The sequence below is a fragment of the Yimella sp. NH-Cas1 genome (assembly GCF_022359705.1).
GTDB classification, from domain to species: Bacteria; Actinomycetota; Actinomycetes; order Actinomycetales; family Dermatophilaceae; genus Yimella; species Yimella lutea.
Genome location: NZ_JAKSGG010000003.1, coordinates 478,937 through 497,295, shown reverse-complemented (window position 1 = coordinate 497,295; position 18,359 = coordinate 478,937). Strand labels below are relative to the sequence as shown.

Annotated in this window: 17 protein-coding genes; 7 read left to right on the top strand and 10 right to left on the bottom strand. The window is 67.7% G+C overall.

Going from position 1 to position 18,359, the window contains the following annotated elements; all coding sequences use genetic code 11:
- Positions 1 to 9 precede the first annotated feature (9 nt).
- From lanKC to MF407_RS02770, 3 genes are read left to right on the top strand one after another with little or no spacing between them, the layout of a single operon-like run.
- The gene (lanKC, locus tag MF407_RS02780; RefSeq protein ID WP_239701184.1) at positions 10 to 2,490 is read left to right on the top strand and encodes a class III lanthionine synthetase LanKC; all 2,481 of its coding nucleotides are present in this window, start codon (positions 10 to 12) and stop codon (positions 2,488 to 2,490) included.
- On the top strand, positions 2,487 to 3,602 hold the full coding sequence (locus MF407_RS02775; protein WP_239701181.1) for a glycosyltransferase family A protein: 1,116 nt from the start codon (positions 2,487 to 2,489) through the stop codon (positions 3,600 to 3,602). Before lanKC ends, MF407_RS02775 begins: the two co-directional genes overlap by 4 nt.
- The gene (locus tag MF407_RS02770) at positions 3,599 to 4,234 is read left to right on the top strand and encodes a GPP34 family phosphoprotein (protein WP_239701179.1); all 636 of its coding nucleotides are present in this window, start codon (positions 3,599 to 3,601) and stop codon (positions 4,232 to 4,234) included. Before MF407_RS02775 ends, MF407_RS02770 begins: the two co-directional genes overlap by 4 nt.
- 12 nt (positions 4,235 to 4,246) lie before the next feature.
- Here the strand turns inward: MF407_RS02770 and guaB are convergent, their stop codons facing one another.
- Positions 4,247 to 5,773, bottom strand: a complete 1,527-nt coding sequence (gene guaB, locus MF407_RS02765; protein WP_239701177.1) for an IMP dehydrogenase — start codon at positions 5,771 to 5,773, stop codon at positions 4,247 to 4,249.
- Positions 5,774 to 5,833: 60 nt separating this feature from the next.
- On the opposite strand from guaB, the gene MF407_RS02760 reads away from it, so the two are divergent.
- On the top strand, positions 5,834 to 6,304 hold the full coding sequence (locus MF407_RS02760; protein WP_239701176.1) for a hypothetical protein: 471 nt from the start codon (positions 5,834 to 5,836) through the stop codon (positions 6,302 to 6,304).
- Positions 6,305 to 6,881: 577 nt separating this feature from the next.
- Here MF407_RS02760 and shbA read toward each other — a convergent pair.
- From shbA to groES, 3 genes are all read right to left on the bottom strand, one after another.
- On the bottom strand, positions 6,882 to 7,460 hold the full coding sequence (shbA, locus tag MF407_RS02755) for an RNA polymerase sigma factor ShbA (RefSeq protein WP_239701175.1): 579 nt from the start codon (positions 7,458 to 7,460) through the stop codon (positions 6,882 to 6,884).
- 253 nt (positions 7,461 to 7,713) lie between these two features.
- Positions 7,714 to 9,327: a chaperonin GroEL gene (gene groL / locus MF407_RS02750; protein WP_129625955.1), complete on the bottom strand. Its 1,614-nt coding sequence runs from the start codon at positions 9,325 to 9,327 to the stop codon at positions 7,714 to 7,716.
- 128 nt (positions 9,328 to 9,455) lie between these two features.
- Positions 9,456 to 9,749, bottom strand: a complete 294-nt coding sequence (gene groES / locus MF407_RS02745) for a co-chaperone GroES (protein WP_205744757.1) — start codon at positions 9,747 to 9,749, stop codon at positions 9,456 to 9,458.
- A gap of 227 nt (positions 9,750 to 9,976) precedes the next feature.
- On the opposite strand from groES, the gene MF407_RS02740 reads away from it, so the two are divergent.
- From MF407_RS02740 to MF407_RS02730, 3 genes are read left to right on the top strand one after another with little or no spacing between them, the layout of a single operon-like run.
- Positions 9,977 to 10,879 (top strand): metallophosphoesterase, encoded by a 903-nt coding sequence (locus tag MF407_RS02740; RefSeq protein ID WP_129625957.1) that lies wholly within the window; start codon positions 9,977 to 9,979, stop codon positions 10,877 to 10,879.
- A complete protein-coding gene (locus MF407_RS02735) occupies positions 10,879 to 12,099 on the top strand; it encodes a methyltransferase domain-containing protein (protein WP_129625958.1) in 1,221 nt (406 codons plus the stop codon). Before MF407_RS02740 ends, MF407_RS02735 begins: the two co-directional genes overlap by 1 nt.
- Positions 12,100 to 12,109: 10 nt before the next feature.
- A complete protein-coding gene (locus MF407_RS02730) occupies positions 12,110 to 13,357 on the top strand; it encodes a glycoside hydrolase family 3 N-terminal domain-containing protein (protein WP_239701174.1) in 1,248 nt (415 codons plus the stop codon).
- Between the two features lie 7 nt (positions 13,358 to 13,364).
- Here MF407_RS02730 and tsaD read toward each other — a convergent pair whose 3' ends face one another.
- The 6 genes from tsaD to alr are packed head-to-tail and all read right to left on the bottom strand — an operon-like array spanning position 13,365 to position 18,310.
- Entirely contained in the window at positions 13,365 to 14,408 is a 1,044-nt protein-coding gene (gene tsaD / locus MF407_RS02725) for a tRNA (adenosine(37)-N6)-threonylcarbamoyltransferase complex transferase subunit TsaD (RefSeq protein WP_239701173.1), read from the bottom strand.
- A complete protein-coding gene (gene rimI / locus MF407_RS02720) occupies positions 14,401 to 14,856 on the bottom strand; it encodes a ribosomal protein S18-alanine N-acetyltransferase (RefSeq protein WP_239701172.1) in 456 nt (151 codons plus the stop codon). The genes tsaD and rimI overlap by 8 nt, the downstream gene beginning before the upstream one ends.
- Positions 14,853 to 15,539: a tRNA (adenosine(37)-N6)-threonylcarbamoyltransferase complex dimerization subunit type 1 TsaB gene (gene tsaB, locus MF407_RS02715; protein ID WP_129625961.1), complete on the bottom strand. Its 687-nt coding sequence runs from the start codon at positions 15,537 to 15,539 to the stop codon at positions 14,853 to 14,855. Before tsaB ends, rimI begins: the two co-directional genes overlap by 4 nt.
- Entirely contained in the window at positions 15,536 to 16,006 is a 471-nt protein-coding gene (gene tsaE / locus MF407_RS02710; RefSeq protein WP_239701171.1) for a tRNA (adenosine(37)-N6)-threonylcarbamoyltransferase complex ATPase subunit type 1 TsaE, read from the bottom strand. Before tsaE ends, tsaB begins: the two co-directional genes overlap by 4 nt.
- Positions 16,003 to 17,160 (bottom strand): alpha/beta hydrolase, encoded by a 1,158-nt coding sequence (locus MF407_RS02705; RefSeq protein WP_129625963.1) that lies wholly within the window; start codon positions 17,158 to 17,160, stop codon positions 16,003 to 16,005. Before MF407_RS02705 ends, tsaE begins: the two co-directional genes overlap by 4 nt.
- Positions 17,150 to 18,310, bottom strand: a complete 1,161-nt coding sequence (alr, locus tag MF407_RS02700; RefSeq protein ID WP_239701170.1) for an alanine racemase — start codon at positions 18,308 to 18,310, stop codon at positions 17,150 to 17,152. Before alr ends, MF407_RS02705 begins: the two co-directional genes overlap by 11 nt.
- Between the last annotated feature and the right edge of the window lie 49 nt (positions 18,311 to 18,359).

The window sequence follows — 18,359 nt, the reverse complement described above, 5'->3', positions numbered from 1 at the left end:
GAGAAAGCCATGTACCTGGCCTACCTCGACTTCTGCCGACCGGACACCCCGTTCTACGACACCGCCGACCACGACGACGCGGGAGAGCTGTTCGGCTTCCATGACGAACCGGTTCCGCCGACCTGGTCTCGCACCCGGTCCGGCGAATGGGTGATGTACTCACCCGACGAGATCGACCTGCGGTGGCAGGGCTGGAAGATCCACGTCTCGGGCACCGTGGACAACTCCGACGAACTGCTGCGACGGGTGGGCGCCGAGTGTCTGCGCAGCCGGGTGCACTTCAAGGCTCTGGCGAACGCCGTGATGGTCAACCGCCGCAACAGCAAGTACGCCGACCGCGGTGGCAGCGGAAAGTTCGTAACCATCTACCCTCGCGACGACCGTCAGTTCGCCGAACTGCTGAAGACGCTCGACGCTCTCACCAAGGACTTCGAAGGTCCGACCATCCTCAGCGACCTACGTTTCGGTGACGGACCCGTCTACGTCCGGTACGGCGCGTTCCGTTCCCGAAAGGTCGCCGACAGCGGAGGTCGCTTGGTCGAGTGCATCGAGAACCCGGACGGACAACTGGTTCCCGACGAGCGTCGACCCGGGTTCCATCCTCCGCAGTGGGCACAGATGCCGGACGTTCTCACTCCGTCCCTGCGCAAGCGGTCGGAACGCACGTTGTCGGATTTCCCGTACCGACCGCACAAGGCCCTGCACTACTCCAACGGCGGCGGGGTCTACCTTGCGCGCGATCTGGAAACCGACGAGGACGTTCTGTTGAAGGAGGCCCGACCGCACTGCGGGCTCGACGAGTCCGGCCAGGACGCCGTCGGACGGCTCGAACGCGAGCGGGACACCCTTCGGGCATTGGACGGTGTTCCCGGAGTGCCGGCTCTGCGCAACTACGCCCAGGGTGTGGAGCACATGTTCCTGGCACGCGACTACGCGCCCGGCCGTTCGCTGATGGAGTTGCAGTTAGAGCGCAACCCGCTGGTCAACCCCGAATCTGGTCACACCCCGCAGGATTACGCACGATGGTGCCAGAGCGTGTTGTCGCGGATCGAGTTCTCCGTCGCGCAGATGCACGAACGCGGCATCGTCTTCGGTGACCTGCACCCGGGCAACGTCATCGTGGCCGAAGACGACTCGATCGGCTTCATCGATTTCGAGTCGTCCTCCACGGACGTGGACGATCATGTGCAATCCATGGGCGTGTTCGGATACCGCGCCCCAGCCGGATACACCGGCGTCGCGGTCGACCGGTTCGCCCTCGGATGCATCCGATTAGGCCTGCTCGTGCCGCAGACCAGGCTGCTGGCGCTCGGGCCCGCGCAGTGTGCCGCACTCGTTCGTCACGCCGAGCAGGCATTCGACCTACCGGATGCCTACTTCTCGACGTTGGAGGACGAGTTGGGCTGGGCCCTGGACCAGCCCGAGTTGCCCGACGCCGATACCGCCGACCTGCCAGGTCTGCTTCATCGCTTCCGGTCCCGCAGTCACGACCAGCGCCTGTTCGCGGGGGACATCCGTCAGTTCCTGGAACCCGGCGGTGGTGTGGCAATGGGCTACGGGGCCTCGGGCGTTCTGTGGACGCTGGCCCGCCTGGGTCATGACGTCGAGGATGCCGACCTGCGATGGGTGCGGGAGCAACTGGGACGGTCGGCCATGCCGATCGGGTTCTTCGCCGGCCTCGCAGGTATCGCGCACGCCCTGACCGGTCTCGACGACGACCTCGCGGCCCGCTGCCTCGCCCGCGCCGTGGAGGTCTCGCGGGCCCAGGAGTCCGACGACCTTTCGCTCGCGTCCGGCCTCGCTGGCCTGACCGGCCAACTCCTGCACGCGGACGATCCCGCCGCCGAACAGTTCGCCCGACGACTCGCCGACAGCGTCGACGACCCGAAGGCCCTGCCCGCCGGCTTGTTCGCCGGACGCAGCGGCCTGAGTCTTGTCCTGGGTCGGGCGGCGGACCGGTTCGCCGACGACCGGCTCGCACACGCCGCCCGCGAACTGCTGCAGGCCGAGATCGAGCAGTTCGGTCTGCACCAGGCCGACCCGCTCCCCCTCAGTACGTTGCCCGCGTTCGGCAACGGACTGGCCTCCGGCGTTCTCGGGGTGGGCTGGGCGCTGCACGAGTACGCCCGGCTCGGTCTCGGGACGGAGTTCGACTCCGAACGCGGTCGGGTCGACGAGATCGCCGGCCAAACCATCGCCGCCAACGCCGGCTTGTTCAACGGATTGTGCGGCGTCGTGCAGTACCTGTTGTTCGCCGCCGAGACCGAGCCGTGTCTTCGCGCACGAGCCCTCGAACTCCGGCCACAGTTGCAGTGGTCGACCAGCGGAACGGGCGATGGGCTCATGTTCCTGGGTGACGAGTCGTTGAAGTACTCGCTCGACCTCGGGACCGGCGTGTGTGGCCTCTTCCTCACTCACCGGGCTCTCGACCGCGCAGTCGCCGACATCCCGCTGCTGACCCGAAGCGGTTCCGGCGTGGCGTCGTCATGACCGCCGTCTCCGTCGTCTGTCCGGTCTACAACAGATCGGCTGCCCTCCTGCGGACCATCCGCTCGGTGCAGGAACAGACGCTGACGGACTGGGAACTCCTTCTGGTCTCCGACGGGTCCACCGACGACACGTCGCAGATCGTGGCCAAGCACGCAGCGGACGACCCCCGCATCCGCTGGATCGAACACGAGCGGACGGGCCACCCCAGCGAGCCGCGAAACCACGGTGTGCGCCAGGCCTGCGGCGATGTCGTCGCCTATCTGGACCACGACGATGCGTGGGAACCGGACCATCTGGCCACGATCACCGAGTTGCTCGGTTCCGATGCGGACCTCGTGGCTACCGGAGCGACGACGATCGACGAGAACGGCGACATCCTGCGACAGACCGTCGCGGACGACATGTGGTGGCACCCCGACCTGCAAGCCCTCGACCCGTTGTTCGAGCCCTCCCGCATCGCCCATCGCGCCGGGCTGCTGCAGGAGCACGACGTTGCCTGGCGTGACCCGGAGGGGCTGGAGGACTGGGACCTGTTGTTCCGACTCTCACATCGGTCGCTGACCGTGCGTACCCACGAGCGGCGGACGGCTGTCATCACCGAGCACTCGTCCAGCAGGCGGATGGGCATGCGACCACCCTGGTTCGCGGCGTGGGCACGCAGCAGCGACCCAAGCGTCCTTGCTCGCCTCATGAGGCTGCTGCGCCGACCGGACACCGACTCCCGCATCCGGCTCTCGGCCGACGAGGCCCGCGCGAGGAGGATCGCGTCCCTGAGCGCGTCGCCGGTTCGCCCGGTGCGGCCGGTCCCGGCATGTGCACCGAGCCGCCCGGACGACGGGACGCCGAGACGATGGGGCCCGGCACTGTCGATCCTGCCCGTACGGTCCGGCGTCCGACCGCAGTATGCGCTGGTGCGCCCGGTGTACTGCTCCGGGCCCGAGCACGCAGCTGCCTTCGCCGCAGCGCACGCCTGCCACCTCGCCGACCAGCACGATCTTCTCGGGCGGCTGTTGCGGCAAGTGGATCCGCGAGGTGCGGCGTCACCCAGCAACCCACCTGACATGATTCCCTGGAAGCGGATCGATGATCGACGGACGAAGGAGTTCCGATGAACGCGCCACTGCTACCCCCCGGCCTCACCATTCCCGAAGCGCTGATCGTGCTTATGCACGACACCAAGGGGTACGTCGTCCAGAACGTCCCTCCGCAGGGTCTGGTTGCGACAGCCGAACTGATCGAGGCGTGCATCCAGGGTCAGCTGCGCCTGGCCGACGAAAAGGTCTTCGCGGCAGCGAGTCCGTCCGACTCGCAACGATCCTGGGTCGACGACCTGCGCCAGGGTGTCCCGGTGGACGGGGTGCCGGTCGCCGAGTGGCTCCGTGCGAACGGTGCGGCCCTCGATCGCCAACGGAAGCTGGCCGCGCAGGCCGGGGTCGTCCGGGCCGAGGGACACAAGCTGTTCGGACTCATGAAGTACGAGCGTTACGTTCCCCAGGACGCGGCGCGGGAAACCGTCGTCGACGCCATGCGCAACGCGCCGCAGACCGACGTGCGTGCTGCCGAACTGGCCCGATTGGTGATCCGCGGCAACCTGCTGCCCGCGATCGGCACCGACGAACAGACCTCGGCCACCATCGAGCAACTGGCACAGCACGGCCAAGGCCCCGGTGCACCGGGTCGAAGCCTCGACGGCACCGACATCGCCACCGCCGCGATCCTCTACGGCACGATCGCCGGTTTCTGATCCCGGCCGCAGTCAGCGACCCGTGTAGTTCGGTGCCTCGACGATGCCCTGCACGTCGTGCGGGTGCGATTCCTTGAGACCGGCCGAGGTGATGCGCACGAAGCGCCCCTTCTCCTGCAGTTCCGGAATGGTGTTCGCACCTACGTAGAACATCGACTGGTGCAGACCACCGACGAGCTGGTGGACCACCGACCCGAGCGGTCCGCGGTACGGAACGCGACCCTCGATGCCCTCGGGCACGAGCTCGTCGTCGGAGGCGACATCGGCCTGGAAGTAACGGTCCTTGGAGAACGACTTCTTGCCGCGCGAGGCCATCGCGCCGAGCGATCCCATGCCGCGGTAGGTCTTGAACTGCTTGCCGTTCAGCAGGATCACCTCGCCGGGCGACTCCTCACAACCGGCGATGAGCGAGCCGATCATGACCGAGGACGCGCCCGCGACCAATGCTTTGGCAATGTCGCCGGAGTATTGCAGACCACCGTCACCGATCACCGGCACACCCGCCGGCTTGCAGGCCAGCGACGCCTCGTAGATCGCGGTCACCTGCGGTACGCCGACACCGGCGACCACGCGCGTGGTGCAGATCGAACCCGGCCCGACGCCGACCTTCACCGCGTCGACACCGGCGTCGACGAGTGCCTGCGCTCCGGCGCGGGTGGCCACGTTGCCGCCGATGATCTGAACGTGTTTGGTGGCCGGGTCGGACTTCAGCTTGCGGATCATGTCGAGCATCAGGCTGGCGTGACCGTTCGCGACATCGGGCACGAGCACATCGACACCGGCCTCGACCAGACGGGTCGCGCGCTCCCAGGCGTCACCGAAGTAGCCGACGGCGGCGGCCACCAGCAGCCGTCCCTGGTCGTCCTTGGAGGCGTCGGGGAACTGCTCGGACTTCACGAAGTCCTTCACGGTGATCAGGCCGACGAGTTTGCCCTCGTCGTCGATCAGCGGCAGACGCTCCCGCTTGTGCTGACGCAGCAACAAGGTGGCGTCCTCGCGGGTGATGCCGACCGGTCCCGTGACCAGCGGCATCGGCGTCATCATCTCGTGCACCTTGGCGGTCGCCCACTCCGCGAGCGGGGTGAACCGCAGGTCGCGGTTGGTGATGATGCCGATCAGCGTGTTGTCTGGGTCGACGACCGGAAGACCGGAGACGCGGTAGCGACCACAGATCTGGTCGAGTTCCTCGAGCGTGGCGTCGGGACCGATCGTGACCGGGTTGGAGATGATCCCGGTCTGGGTGCGCTTGACCAGATCGACCTGCTCGGCCTGGTCCTCGATCGACAAATTGCGGTGCAGCACACCGATGCCGCCCTGGCGCGCCATCGCGATCGCCATCCGCGACTCGGTCACGGTGTCCATCGCCGCCGAGATCAGCGGCATGCGCAGTTTCAGATCGCGGGTGAGGCGGGAGGTGGTGTCGACCTCGGAGGGGATCACATCGGTCTCCCCCGGCAACAACAGCACGTCGTCGTAGGTCAGGCCCAGTTGGCCGAAGATCGCAGGAACATCGCTCACAGTCGGCTCAGCAGACGTCATTGTGCAAGTCTACGAAGCCGAGGGAGCCGACGCGACGAGGGTGGTCACTGACTGGTGGCGGTGAAGGTCTCGTTCGCCAACGACTCCGAGGCCTGGTCCGCGGTCACGACGGAACTCTCGCTCGCGGTCGCGGTACGGGCACGCGGAGACGGCTGCGGCGGCGTCGGAAGTGTGGGACGCGCGGTCGGGCGCCCGCGCCGACCGTCGGTTGACGTGGACGTCGGCGTGCTCGTTGCCGTCGACGTGGGCGTGCTTGTCGCGGTGGACGTAGAGGTCGGACGCGTCGTCTTGGTGGTCTTCGTCGACTTCGTCGTCGACGGACCCGAGGTCGTCGGACTGCTGGTCGCGGTGGACGTCGAGGTGGACGTCGAGGTGGACGTCGAGGTGGACGTCGAGGTGGACGTCGAGGTGGACGTCGAGGTGGACGACGGCGTCGAAGTGGAGGTCGGGACGCTGGTCGACGTCGGAACGGAAGTGCCGGTGGGAGGCAGCACCGGACGCGTCCCGCGCGTGGACGTCGGACGTTGCTGACTCGTCGAACCTACCGAAGTCGTGGACTGCTTCCACTGCGTGCCGGTCCAGACCCACTGCGTACTGGGGGCTCGCGGTACCGAGGTCGGGTCATCGCTCGTTGCCGACTGCGTCTGCGTCGTCGTACCGGAGTGCTCGTGGGCGCGGTCGTCGGACCTGGCGTCCGACTGTGTTGTGCTGGAAGATGATTCGGCAGGTACGCCGGTCGCCTCGACCGTGCGGGGCAAGTGGTCGGCGCCGACGAGTCCGCGGGTGACCGTGCCGAGTTCACGGAACACCGGAACCGAGGTGCCGGTGACCGCAGCAGACACCGAACTCACCGACAGGGCCGCAACCGCAATACCGGAGACCGACGCGACACGACGCAGGTTGGGGCCCGTGCCGCGACGTCCGCGAAGGAGCCCATGGCGCGAGTAACGGCCGACGACCGGTTCCGGCCTGCTGGGGAGGTGATCGATCGCTTCGACCCACTCCGAGAGAAGCGCGATCGCTTCGTCGTTCGACGCCTCCGCACCTCGACGACCGCCGAGGGCGTCCAGCCACTCGTCGTCGCGACGGATGTCGTCCAGGCGCGGCGTCACTGCTGATCCTTCGTGTCGGTCATGATCTTGCGCAGACGGGCAAGCGCACGGTGCTGCGCGACGCGGACGGCGCCGGGAGTCATGTCAAGGGCGGCGGCGGTTTCTTCGGCAGACATGCCCACGGCAACCCGAAGCGTGAGGATCTCGCGCTGTTGTTCGTTCAACTGGTCGAGGTAGGCATGCACCTGCGCCGATCGGTCGGCCTCGAGCGCGTGCTCCTCGGGGGTCAGTCGCGCGTCGGTCTGCTCGGGAAGATCATCGCTGGGCACTGCACCACGCAGCACGCCGCGCTGGGCGTCGGCCACCTTGTGGGAAGCGATGCGATAGACGAATGCCTCGAACGGGGCGCCTTGGTCGACGTATCGAGGGAGCGCCGTCAACACGGCCACACACACCTCCTGAGCAACGTCTGCCGCGGCGTCCGAGGTCGCGGAGAAACGGCCGAGCCGGGCTCGGGCGTAGCGCAACGCGATCTCGTGGACGCCTGCCATCAAAGCGGCCGCCGCAACATCGCTTCCTGCACGAGCCTCAGCAGCCAGGTCCCGCAGGGGAATCTGCGCTTCCGATGGGGACATCGTGCGAGCGGCCCAGTTTGTTACAGGTCGGTGGGCAGCGTTTGGCGATCCGCTCATCCTGCCTTCCCCGAGTCCTCGTCGTCGGTTCCTGAACCCCGTCCCGGCCGAACTCCTGGACAGATGACCGAGGGGCGCACCCACCAGAGTAGGCATCCACCTGCTGTGCTGGTCAAATGCCAGTCGATCTGCCGATGCCGGAATGCGAAGCGCCCCGGTCCGTGAGGAACCGGGGCGCTTACCTGGATGGACCGCCTCAGTGCGCGTGTCCGTGGCCTGCGGCCGCTGCGGGCTCTTCCTCTTCCGGCTTCTCCACGACGAGCGAGTCGGTGGTGAGCACCATCGACGCGATCGACGCCGCATTCCGCAGAGCGGAGCGGGTGACCTTGACCGGGTCGATGACGCCGGCCTTGATCAGGTCGCCGTACTCGCCGGTGGCGGCGTTGAGGCCGCTGCCCAGCGGCTGCTCACCGACCTTCGACACCGCGACATAACCCTCGAGTCCCGCGTTCTCGGCGATCCAGCGCAGCGGCTCGGCGGCCGCCTTGCGGACGATGTTCGCGCCCGTGGCCTCGTCGCCCTCGAGCTGCAGGGAGTCGAGCGCCGAGACGGCGTGGATGAGCGCCGAGCCACCACCGGCGACGATGCCCTCCTCGATCGCCGCACGGGTGGCGGAGATCGCGTCCTCGATGCGGTGCTTCTTCTCCTTCAGTTCCACCTCGGTGTGGGCGCCGACCTTGATGACGCAGACGCCGCCGGCCAGCTTGGCGAGACGCTCCTGGAGCTTCTCGCGGTCCCAGTCGGAGTCGGTGCGCTCGATCTCGGCCTTCAGCTCCTTCACGCGACCGTCGACGTCGGCGGTGTCGCCCTGGCCGTCGATGATCGTGGTGGAGTCCTTGGTGACCACGACGCGGCGGGCCTGGCCCAGCACGTCCAGGTCAGCCTGGTCGAGCTTGAGGCCGACCTCCTCGGCGATGACCTGACCACCGGTGAGGATGGCCATGTCCTGCAGCATCGCCTTGCGACGGTCACCGAAACCGGGGGCCTTGACCGCGACGACGTTGAAGGTGCCGCGGATCTTGTTGACCACCAGGGTCGACAGCGCTTCGCCGTCGATGTCCTCGGCGATGATCACCAGCGGCTTGCCCGACTGGACGACCTTCTCCAGCACCGGCAGGACGTCGGCGATCGCCGAGATCTTGCCCTGGTTGATCAGGATGTAGGCGTCCTCGAGGACGGCCTCCATCCGCTCCGGATCGGTCACGAAGTAGGGCGAGATGTAGCCCTTGTCGAACTGCATGCCCTCGGTGAAGTCGAGCTCGGTCACCGCCGTCGAGGACTCCTCGACCGTGATGACACCGTCCTTGCCGACCTTGTCGAACGCGTCGGCGATGAGGCCACCGATCGTGGTGTCCTGCGCGGACAGGGATGCGACCTGAGCGATCTCTTCCTTGCCGTCGACCTCGCGGGCATTGGACAGCAACTGGTCGTTGACGGCCTCGACGGCCTTGTCCATGCCGCGCTTCAGACCGGACGGCGAGGCGCCGGCGGCCACGTTGCGCAGACCTTCCTTGACCATCGCCTGGGCGAGGACGGTCGCGGTGGTGGTGCCGTCACCGGCGATGTCGTTGGTCTTGGTGGCGACCTCCTTGGCGAGCTGCGCGCCGAGGTTCTCGTAGGGGTCGTCCAGCTCGACCTCACGGGCGATGGTGACGCCGTCGTTGGTGATGGTCGGGGCGCCCCACTTCTTGTCGATGACGACGTTGCGGCCCTTGGGGCCGAGCGTCACCTTGACGGCGTTGGCGAGTGCGTCAACACCGCGCTCGAGCGACTTGCGCGCGTCGTCGTTGAACTCCAGGGTCTTTGCCATGGTGATGGAAGTCCTTGTCTTTCAATCTCTTTCGAGAGGTCTTGGGTGGACCGGGGAATGTGCGACGCCCCGGATCGCGGCCCGCAGAGGGCGGCGAGCCGGGGCGCCTTGAATGCTCGTGAGGCCGATCAGCGCTCGACGATGGCGAGCACGTCGCGCGCCGAGAGGATCAGCAGCTCCTGGCCGCCGTACTTCACCTCGGTGCCGCCGTACTTGGAGTAGATGACCTTGTCGCCGACCTTGATGTCCATGGGGACGCGCTCGTCACCATCCTCGTTGAAGCGGCCGGGGCCGACAGCGACGACCTCGCCCTCCTGGGGCTTCTCCTTGGCGGTGTCCGGGATGACCAGACCGGAAGCGGTGGTCTGCTCGGCCTCGACGGCCTTGACCACGATGCGGTCCTCGAGCGGCTTGATGTTCACCACAGCGGATCCTTTCTACGTTGTACCCACCGCGTCGTGCGGCGGAAGTTTGCCCTGTGACTCACCGGTTCCCGGGCTCCGGTCGCCGTCGCGGGGGTCGACCTGAGCCTTTGCGGAGCCGGCACTGTCACAGGCTGAGTGCCACTGGCGAATCTAGCACTCGCATACGTCGAGTGCTAACTGCCGTCCGACACTCTTCATTCCGTTCGGGCGGGCAGGATGGGGACATGCGATTCGGACCCGAGCCGACCCACACCATCGCCCATCTGAGCGACCCGCACCTGCTCGCGGACGGGCGCCGGCTGCACGGGGTGATCGACGTGATCGACAACCTGCGCCGCAGCCTGGACCAAGTGGTTCGCACCGGTCGGTCCATCGACGCGATGGTGTTCACCGGCGACCTCGCCGACCTCGGCGAACCGGACGCATATCGCGCACTGCGCGAGATCGTCGAGCCCGCCGCGAAGGAGTTGTCCTGCACGGTCGTCTGGGTGATGGGCAACCACGACGAACGTGCGCCGTACGCCCGCGGGCTCTTCGATCTCGCGGTGGACGACGAGCCGCAGGATCGCGTGTACGACCTGCGCGGTCTTCGGGTGATCGCGCTGGACAGCACGGTGACCGGCTACCACCACGGTGCGATCGACGACGACCAGATCGCCTGGCTGGCAGACCGGCTGAGTACGCCCAGCCAGCACGGCACCTTGCTCGCGCTGCATCACCCGCCACTGGTCTCGGCTGTCGACCTGATGAATGTCATCGGCCTCGACAACCAGGACGCCTTCGCATCGGTGCTGCGTGGCAGCGATGTCCGGGCGATCCTGGCCGGGCACCTGCACCACAGCTGTCACGGCACGTTCGCGGGCATCCCGGTCTCGGTGGCGGCCGCGTCCTGCTACTCCCTGGACGGCGGGGCGCCGAACGGAGCGCTGGTCGGGGTCGACGGGCGTCAAGGCTTCGACCTGGTCGACATACATCCGCACGGGCTGGTGCACACTCACATTCCGCTCGGCTCTCCCCCGGTGGTCAGCGGGTTCTCGCCGCAGGTGGAGGACGCGCTGGCCGCGCTCTCGCCGGCGGAGCGCCGCGAGGCCTTCTCCAGCAAGTCCTCCACCTGGACGCCGTCCTGATGGATGCCTCTCTCGTCGAGCGAATCCTCTCGGACGACGGCCGTTCGCTGCTCGACTCGCTGCCGTCGTACGACCCTGCTTCGGTGATGGCGTTGACGACGCGACTGCGCGCACTGGGCCACGATCCCGAACTCGTCAGTGCCGTGCTCACACAGTCGGCGCTGCGACACAGGGCGGTGGAGAAGTTCGGACCCGACGCCGCGCGGCTGTTCTTCACTCCCGACGGACTCGAGCAGGCCACCCGTCCGCGCATCGCCGACGGGCACGCGGCCCGCTTCGCAGCCGCGGGCGTGAACCACGTGTACGACCTCGGTTGCGGAATCGGCTCGGACGCACGGGCATTCGCTCGCGCCGGACTTGCCGTGCACGCATTCGACCTGGACCCTGCGACCGCGGCGATCGCACGCGCGAACCTGCCCGGCGGTACGACGGTGTCGGTCGAGGACGTCACGACCGTCGACGTCCCCTCACACGTGGGTGTCTGGCTCGATCCGGCGCGGCGCACCTCGGGCGTTGCCGACATCACCGGCCGGACGAGGCGCACCTTCCGGCTGGAGGATCTCCTGCCGTCCTGGAATTTCGTCACCGCTCTGGGGGCCTCCGGACGAGCGGTGGGCGCCAAGCTCAGTCCTTCCTTCCCACGCTCGGCACTCCCCGACGGAGCGTCGGCGCAGTGGACCTCCCTCGGTGGCGAGGTGCTGGAGTGCTGCGTCTGGTTCGGCCCTGTCGCCGACGACTCGCGGTTCACGGCTCGCGTCCTCACTGCAACGGACGACGTCGTGATTCGCAGCGAGCACATCGCTGCAGAGACCGACAGCGTCGACGGCCTGGCAGCCTTCCTCTACGAAGCCGACCGGGCGGTCGTGCGTGCCGGGGCGACCGGCGCGCTCGCCGACGCAGTGGACGGCACCGAACTGGCCTCCGGCCTCGGCCACGTCACCGGTGACGTGCGTGTCGATGTTCCGTACGCACGGCGCTACCGCGTCCGGGAGGCGGTGCCGTTCAACATCAAGAACCTACGAGCATGGTTGCGTTCCAACGACATCGGGCGAGTCACGGTGAAGAAGCGCGGTGTGAGGTTCGACGATGCCCGCTTCGTACGCGACCTCAAGCTCAAGGGCGACGCGAGTGCCCTCCTCCTGGTGACCAGGTTGGCGCAATCCCAGATCGTCCTCGTGCTCGAGCCGGACGATTCCGACGAACCGGACCCTCGCCCGTAGCCTGAGCGCGATGATCAGAACCGTCTCCGTCCTCACCGTCAGCGCTCTCGCCCTATCGGCGTGCAGCGGCGACCCCGGCGGCCCGTCCGCCGGGACGACGTCGCCGGGATCCGCCCCGGTGACACCCACGACCTCTCTTGCGTCCGGCACGTCCTCGGTCGAACCGACGCCGAAGCCTTCGTCGCCGACGTCACCGGGTGCATCCTGCGTGGACGGCCTGCTGCTATCCATGTCGCCGGCACAGCGCGCCGGCCAACTGGTGATGGTCGGGCTGGACGCGAGCATGTCCGCCGAGTCACTCGACACGATGATCAAGGACCATCACATCGGCAACATGTTCTTCATCGGCGGCTGGCGCGCGACCTCCCGAGTGAAAAGCACCTCCGATCACGTTCAAGCACAAGTGAATTCGTCGTCGACGAAGAGTGTCGGGTTTCTGATCGCCGCCGACCAGGAGGGCGGCCAGGTTCAGCAGTTGAAGGGCGACGGCTTCTCTGCGCTCCCGTCGGCGCTGCGCCAGGGCGCGATGTCGTCTGCGGACCGAGCCGCCGTCGCACGAACGATCGTCCGCGAACTGAAGGCGGTGGGCGTCAACGTCGACCTTGCCCCGGTCGCCGACACCGTGCCGCCGGCGAACCCGCGCTCCAACGAACCGATCGGACGCTGGGGTCGCCAATACGGAAACAACCCCGCGAAGGCCGGCTCCGCTGTCGCCGAGGTGGTGCGGACGATGCAGGCGGGCGGCTTGCAGAGCACGCTCAAACACTTCCCCGGCCTCGGTCGGATCAAAGGCAACACGGACTTCACCGCCGACGACATCGTCGACGACCAGACCTCGGCTGACGACGAATACCTGCGCCCCTTCCGCGACGGCATTGCCGCCGGTGCCCCGTTCGTCATGGTGTCGTCGGCCTACTACTCGAGGATGGACGCCGAGAACCAGGCGATCTACTCGCCGAAGATCATCGACGGCGTGTTGCGCAGACAGCTCGGCTTCGGGGGAGTCGTAATGAGCGATGACCTGAATGCCGTTGCGGTACGTGATCTTCCGGCCGGTGAACGCGTGGTCAAGATGGTGCGCGCGGGCGGCGATGTGGCGCTCACCGGACTCGCGTCCGCGGCGCCGCTCATGGCGAGGGCACTGACCGCCGAAGCCGCGAAGGACCCTGTTTTCCGGGCGAAACTGAACGCGTCGGTGAAACGGGTGCTGACGGCCAAGACCGCGATGGGCCTGACGTCCTGCTCGGGGCGCGAGTAGTCCGGAGTCAGACCGAGACCGTGCTGACCGGCAGGCTCGAGTCCGTGCCGAGGTCGAGGCTCGACGGGGCAAGTCCGCGAGCGACGACCTGGGCCCCGAGCGCTGCGACCATCGCCCCGTTGTCGGTGCACAGCCGGATCCGCGGGACGCGCAGGCTGATTCCGGCTGCGGCACAACGCTCTTCGGCCATCGTCCGCAACTGGGTGTTCGCGGTGACTCCCCCGCCGATCTGCAGATCCTTGATGCCGTGGTGCTCGCACGCGTCGATCGCCTTGCGAGTGAGCACGTCAGCCACGGCCGCCGAAAAGCTCGCGGCGACGTCGGCGAGCGGCACGTCCAGACCGTCGCGTTCGCGCTCCTGCACCCAGCGCACGACCGCGGTCTTCAGGCCCGAGAACGAGAAATCGAACCGATGCTTCTCCATGTCGCGCGCCGACGTGAGACCCCGCGGGAAACGGATGGCGGTCGGATCTCCTTGCTGCGCAAGCCGATCCAAGTGCGGTCCTCCCGGATAGGGCACTCCGAGCACCCGCGCCACCTTGTCGTACGCCTCGCCGGCGGCGTCGTCGATCGTCCGGCCCAGCGCAGTCACGTCGGACGCGATGTCGCGCACGATCAGCAGATCGGTGTGCCCGCCGGAGACCAGCAGGGCCATCGTCGGCTCCGGCAACGGGCCGTGGTCGAGCACGTCGGCGCAGACGTGCGCACACAGGTGGTTCACCCCGTACAGCGGCTTGTCGAGCGCCCATGCGACCGCCTTCGCCGCCGAAACCCCGACCATGAGCGCACCGGCGAGACCGGGTCCTGCAGTCACGGCCACCGCGTCGACGTCGGCGAGGGTGAGTCCGGCGTCGTCGCATGCTCGCTCGATGGTCGGGATGATCGCTTCGAGGTGTGCCCGACTGGCGACCTCGGGCACCACCCCGCCGAAACGGACGTGTTCGTCGACACTGCTGGCGAGGCAGTCGCCGAGCAACGTGGTGCCGCGTACGAGCGCGACTCCGGTCTCGTCGCAGGAGCTCTCGATCCCGAGAACGACGGGCTCACTCATCGTCTGCCTCCAGCAGCGCTCGCATGATGATCGCGTCGACACCGTCCGGCTGGTAGTAGCCGCGGCGCACGTTGATCTGCTCGAAACCGTTGCGGTCGTACAGCTTTCGCGCGGCAACGTTGTCGGCGCGGACCTCGAGCATCAGTGCCTCGGCGCCGGACGACACAGCCTCGGCGCGCATCCAGTCCAACAGTTCTTGGGACAGCCCGGAGCGACGTCCACGGGGTCGGACGGCGATCGTCATCACGTCGGCGACATCGCCGGGACAGTCGACTCCCGCATACCCGACCACACCCTCGTCGTCCTGCGCGATCAAGTAGCGACGCTGAGGACGACCGGCGAGCTCGGACCACCAGGTGGTCTCGCTCCACGCCTCGTGCCCGAAAAGCTCCCGGTCGATCCTGGTGAGTTCGGGGATGTCGCTCCAGTGCATCTCGCGCGTGATCATGGCCGGCGCCGTTGTCCGGCAAGTGAGGTGAGCGCCGACTTCTGGCCGGCCGACGGGACGGCGTCCGGCTGCCGCAGATACAGGGGTTGCAACGGCAGCAGCTCCCCGCCGTCACGCAGACGGGACGCGACCAGCAGGCCCAGGTGAGCGGCACTCACGTCGGCCGGCTCCATCGCCGAGGCGAACACTTCGGGATAGAGCCTCGCTCCCCGGCCGGCCGCCGGCAGCGCTCGAACCTCATCGGGGAGGCCTGCCGGTTTGTGCACCTGCGGCTCGCTCTCGCGTTCACCGCGCACGTACCGCGCCCAGTAGACCTCCTTGCGACGTGCGTCGGTGGCGACGACGAACTCCTCCACGTCGCTCGTCGCGGCTTGATGCGCGATGGCGTCGAGGCTGCAGACCCCGTGGGCCGGGACACCGAGAACATACGAGAGCGTGGCCGCCGTGGTGATTCCCACCCGCAGACCGGTGAACGGACCGGGCCCGACGCCGACGGCGAGCGCCGTGACGTTCGCCCGGGTCACCCCGACTCCGTCGAACAGGTCACGAACGAGCGGCATCAGGATCTCGGTGTGGCGGCGCGCGTCGACGACGGTCTGCTCCGCGACGACCTCTGCACCAGACACCAGTGCGACGGTGACCGCCGAGGTCGAGGTGTCCATCGCCAGCAGCAGCTCACTCATGACGCGACCTGCGCAGCAACCCATTCGAATCGAGCGCCGTTGGGTTGCAACCGAATCGAGCGGACCTCAGTCGACGTGTCCACATCGATGACCAGTTCCAGACGCTCTTGGGACAGCTCCTCGGCCAGACCGGCACCCCACTCGATGACCGTCACCGCCTCGTCCAGTTCGGAGTCGAGGTCAAGGTCATCCAGTTCGAGAGAGCCGTCCAGGCGATACGCATCCACGTGCACCAACTCCGGACCGCCGACGAGCGAAGGATGGACGCGGGCGATCACGAAGGTGGGGGAAGTGATCGGTCCACGCACACCGAGTCCCTCGGCGATTGCCTGGGTCAACGTGGTCTTGCCCGCACCGAGGCCGCCGGTCAGCACGACGACGTCGCCGGCACGCAGCAGCGCGCCAAGACGACGGCCCCAGGTCTGGGTCGCTTCACGATCGGGCAGCGTCACAGGCGGGACGCTCATCGGGCCGCCTTCTGCTTCTTCTCCAGCACACCCTTGCGCCTCGGCCGTAGGTCGGTGACGGTGCGCGGCACCGTCGAACGGCGCTTGCTGGGTGGTTCGACGACGGCGCGGGAGGCACGTTCGGCGAGCGCGACGATCTCGGTGTTGACGATCTCCGGGTGCTCCAGGGGGAGCATGTGGCCGGAGTTCTCGACGACGATGTACTCGGCGTGCGGCATCTTCGCGACCATGACATCGGCGTGGGCACGCGGGACGATGCGGTCCTGCTGACCATGGATCACCAAGGTCTCGATGCCGTCGAACTCGGCCAACACGTCGGTGCGTTCATGGTCGACGAGGGTCGGCATGAAAGCGGAGATGACCGACATCGGGGTCTCGAAGATCATGTCGGCGGTGTAACGCACGACGGCCATCGGTACGTCCGAACCGAACGAATACCGATGCACGAGATAGCTTTCCACGTCCTTGCCGATTTCGAGGACGCGTTCGACGGTGCTCTGCCTTGCGGACAGCCGGGCGACGGTGCCGGGACCGAGGCGGTGCACGGCGGCGCCGACCTGCTTGCCGAGGCCGAAGTCGAGCGTGCTCAGCGCTCCCGAGCTCGTGCAGACGAATCCGGCACCGACCACGCGTTCGCGGATGATCTCCGGGAACTGTTCGGCCATCGCCATCATCGCCATGCCACCCATCGAGTGGCCGATGAGGATGAGTGGCCCGTCGGGGGCGGCTTCTGTGATCACCGCGTGCAGGTCACGTCCCAGCTGGGCGATCGTGTAGGACGACTCCTCGCCTCGTTCGGACAGGCCGTGGCCTCGGTGATCCCAGAGCACCACCCGGAATCCGGCTTCTCGCAACGCTTTTCGCTGGAAGTGCCACACACCGTGGTGCTGGGTGTAACCGTGCGACAGCACGACGGTGGGTCGCTCGCCGATTTTCGCACCGACCGGGTCGTCGATCTCCACGTGCAGCGGCACGGCGTCGCTGATCACGACGTCCTCGTGGTCGGGGATGTCGTCGTAGTCGACTTCGAGACCGAGTTCGATCGCGGTGCGGCGAGCCTTCAGCAGCCGATCGGCCGCGACTCCCGCGGCCGTGGCAGCACCGGCCGCCAGGATGCCGACGCCGAGACCGAGCAGTCCACCGTCACTCGCCATGGTGCTCACCTCCGACGTACACCCGCGGCAGGCGCGAGCTCATCCGGGCGACGATCTCGTAGCTGATCGTGTCGTTGGCATCGGCCCAGTCCTGCGCCGTCGGGACGCCGAGTTCGCCGTCACCGAACAGGACGACTTCGTCCCCGGCACTCACCTGCGCGTCACCGACGTCTACGACGAACTGGTCCATGCAGACGCGTCCGGAGATCGTGTAGCTCGAGCCGCCGATCTGTACCGGTGCCCTGTTCGAACCCGACCGTGGGACGCCGTCCACGTATCCGATCGGCACGTCGACCACCGTCGTCTCGCGTTCGGGCGCATAGGTGTGTGCGTAGCTGACCCCCTGGCCGGCCGGAATCCGTTTCACCACAGTCGCATTCGCGCTGACGGTCATGGCTGCACGCAGTCCGTAGTCGGCTGGTCGGCCGAGGTCGGGCACCGGCGACAGACCGTAGACCGCCAGCCCCGGACGCACCATGTCCCAGGCCGCCTGCGGCGTCGTCAGTGTCGCGGCGGAGTTCGACATGTGGCGCACCTCGAGGTCGAACCCGGCACGTTCGCAGTCACGGACAGCGTCCGCGAACTTCTCCTGCTGCTGCAGCACGGTGGGGTGAGTGGGCGCATCGGCGAACGCGAAGTGAGTGAAGACGCCGACGACCTTCACAGCGCCCTCGGCGACATACGGACCGGCGGCCGCGACCAGCGCGTCCCAGTCGGCGCCGTAGGCTCCGTTGCGGGCGAGGCCGGTGTCGACCTTGAACTGCACCCGCGCTGTCCGCCCGACCCGGCGCGCCGCTTCGACGACCGCGTCGAGTTCCCAGACCGCTGGCACCCCGATGTCGATGCCGGACACGATGGCTCGGTCGAAGTCGGTCCCCGGCGCGTGTAACCAGGACAGCACCGGCTCCTCGACGCCGGCTGCACGCAGTTCGAAGGCTTCGTCCATCTGGGCCACGCCGAGCCAACTCGCTCCCCCGGCCACCGCTGCCCGGGCGGACGGGACCAGCCCGTGCCCGTACGCGTCGCCCTTGACGACGGCCATCACCTCGGCGTCGCCGGCAAAGCCCTTCAGGGCGCGGACGTTGGCGGCGATGGCGTCGAGATCGATCGTGACGCGGGCGGGCGAACCGCCGGGCAGGGATGAGGACATAGCGGTCCCATCATCCCACCCGTGGTCGGCGTTCGGACGCGTGCCGCCG

Excerpts from the sequence above, each read along its gene's own strand:
- lanKC (WP_239701184.1), top strand. The coding sequence starts at position 10 with ATGTACCTGGCCTACCTCGACTTCTGCCGACCGGACACCCCGTTCTAC.
- MF407_RS02775 (WP_239701181.1), top strand. The coding sequence starts at position 2,487 with ATGACCGCCGTCTCCGTCGTCTGTCCGGTCTACAACAGATCGGCTGCC.
- MF407_RS02770 (WP_239701179.1), top strand. The coding sequence starts at position 3,599 with ATGAACGCGCCACTGCTACCCCCCGGCCTCACCATTCCCGAAGCGCTG.
- guaB (WP_239701177.1), bottom strand. The coding sequence starts at position 5,773 with ATGACGTCTGCTGAGCCGACTGTGAGCGATGTTCCTGCGATCTTCGGC.
- shbA (WP_239701175.1), bottom strand. The coding sequence starts at position 7,460 with ATGTCCCCATCGGAAGCGCAGATTCCCCTGCGGGACCTGGCTGCTGAG.
- groL (WP_129625955.1), bottom strand. The coding sequence starts at position 9,327 with ATGGCAAAGACCCTGGAGTTCAACGACGACGCGCGCAAGTCGCTCGAG.
- MF407_RS02740 (WP_129625957.1), top strand. The coding sequence starts at position 9,977 with ATGCGATTCGGACCCGAGCCGACCCACACCATCGCCCATCTGAGCGAC.
- MF407_RS02735 (WP_129625958.1), top strand. The coding sequence starts at position 10,879 with ATGGATGCCTCTCTCGTCGAGCGAATCCTCTCGGACGACGGCCGTTCG.
- MF407_RS02730 (WP_239701174.1), top strand. The coding sequence starts at position 12,110 with ATGATCAGAACCGTCTCCGTCCTCACCGTCAGCGCTCTCGCCCTATCG.
- tsaD (WP_239701173.1), bottom strand. The coding sequence starts at position 14,408 with ATGAGTGAGCCCGTCGTTCTCGGGATCGAGAGCTCCTGCGACGAGACC.
- rimI (WP_239701172.1), bottom strand. The coding sequence starts at position 14,856 with ATGATCACGCGCGAGATGCACTGGAGCGACATCCCCGAACTCACCAGG.
- tsaB (WP_129625961.1), bottom strand. The coding sequence starts at position 15,539 with ATGAGTGAGCTGCTGCTGGCGATGGACACCTCGACCTCGGCGGTCACC.
- tsaE (WP_239701171.1), bottom strand. The coding sequence starts at position 16,006 with ATGAGCGTCCCGCCTGTGACGCTGCCCGATCGTGAAGCGACCCAGACC.
- MF407_RS02705 (WP_129625963.1), bottom strand. The coding sequence starts at position 17,160 with ATGGCGAGTGACGGTGGACTGCTCGGTCTCGGCGTCGGCATCCTGGCG.
- alr (WP_239701170.1), bottom strand. The coding sequence starts at position 18,310 with ATGTCCTCATCCCTGCCCGGCGGTTCGCCCGCCCGCGTCACGATCGAT.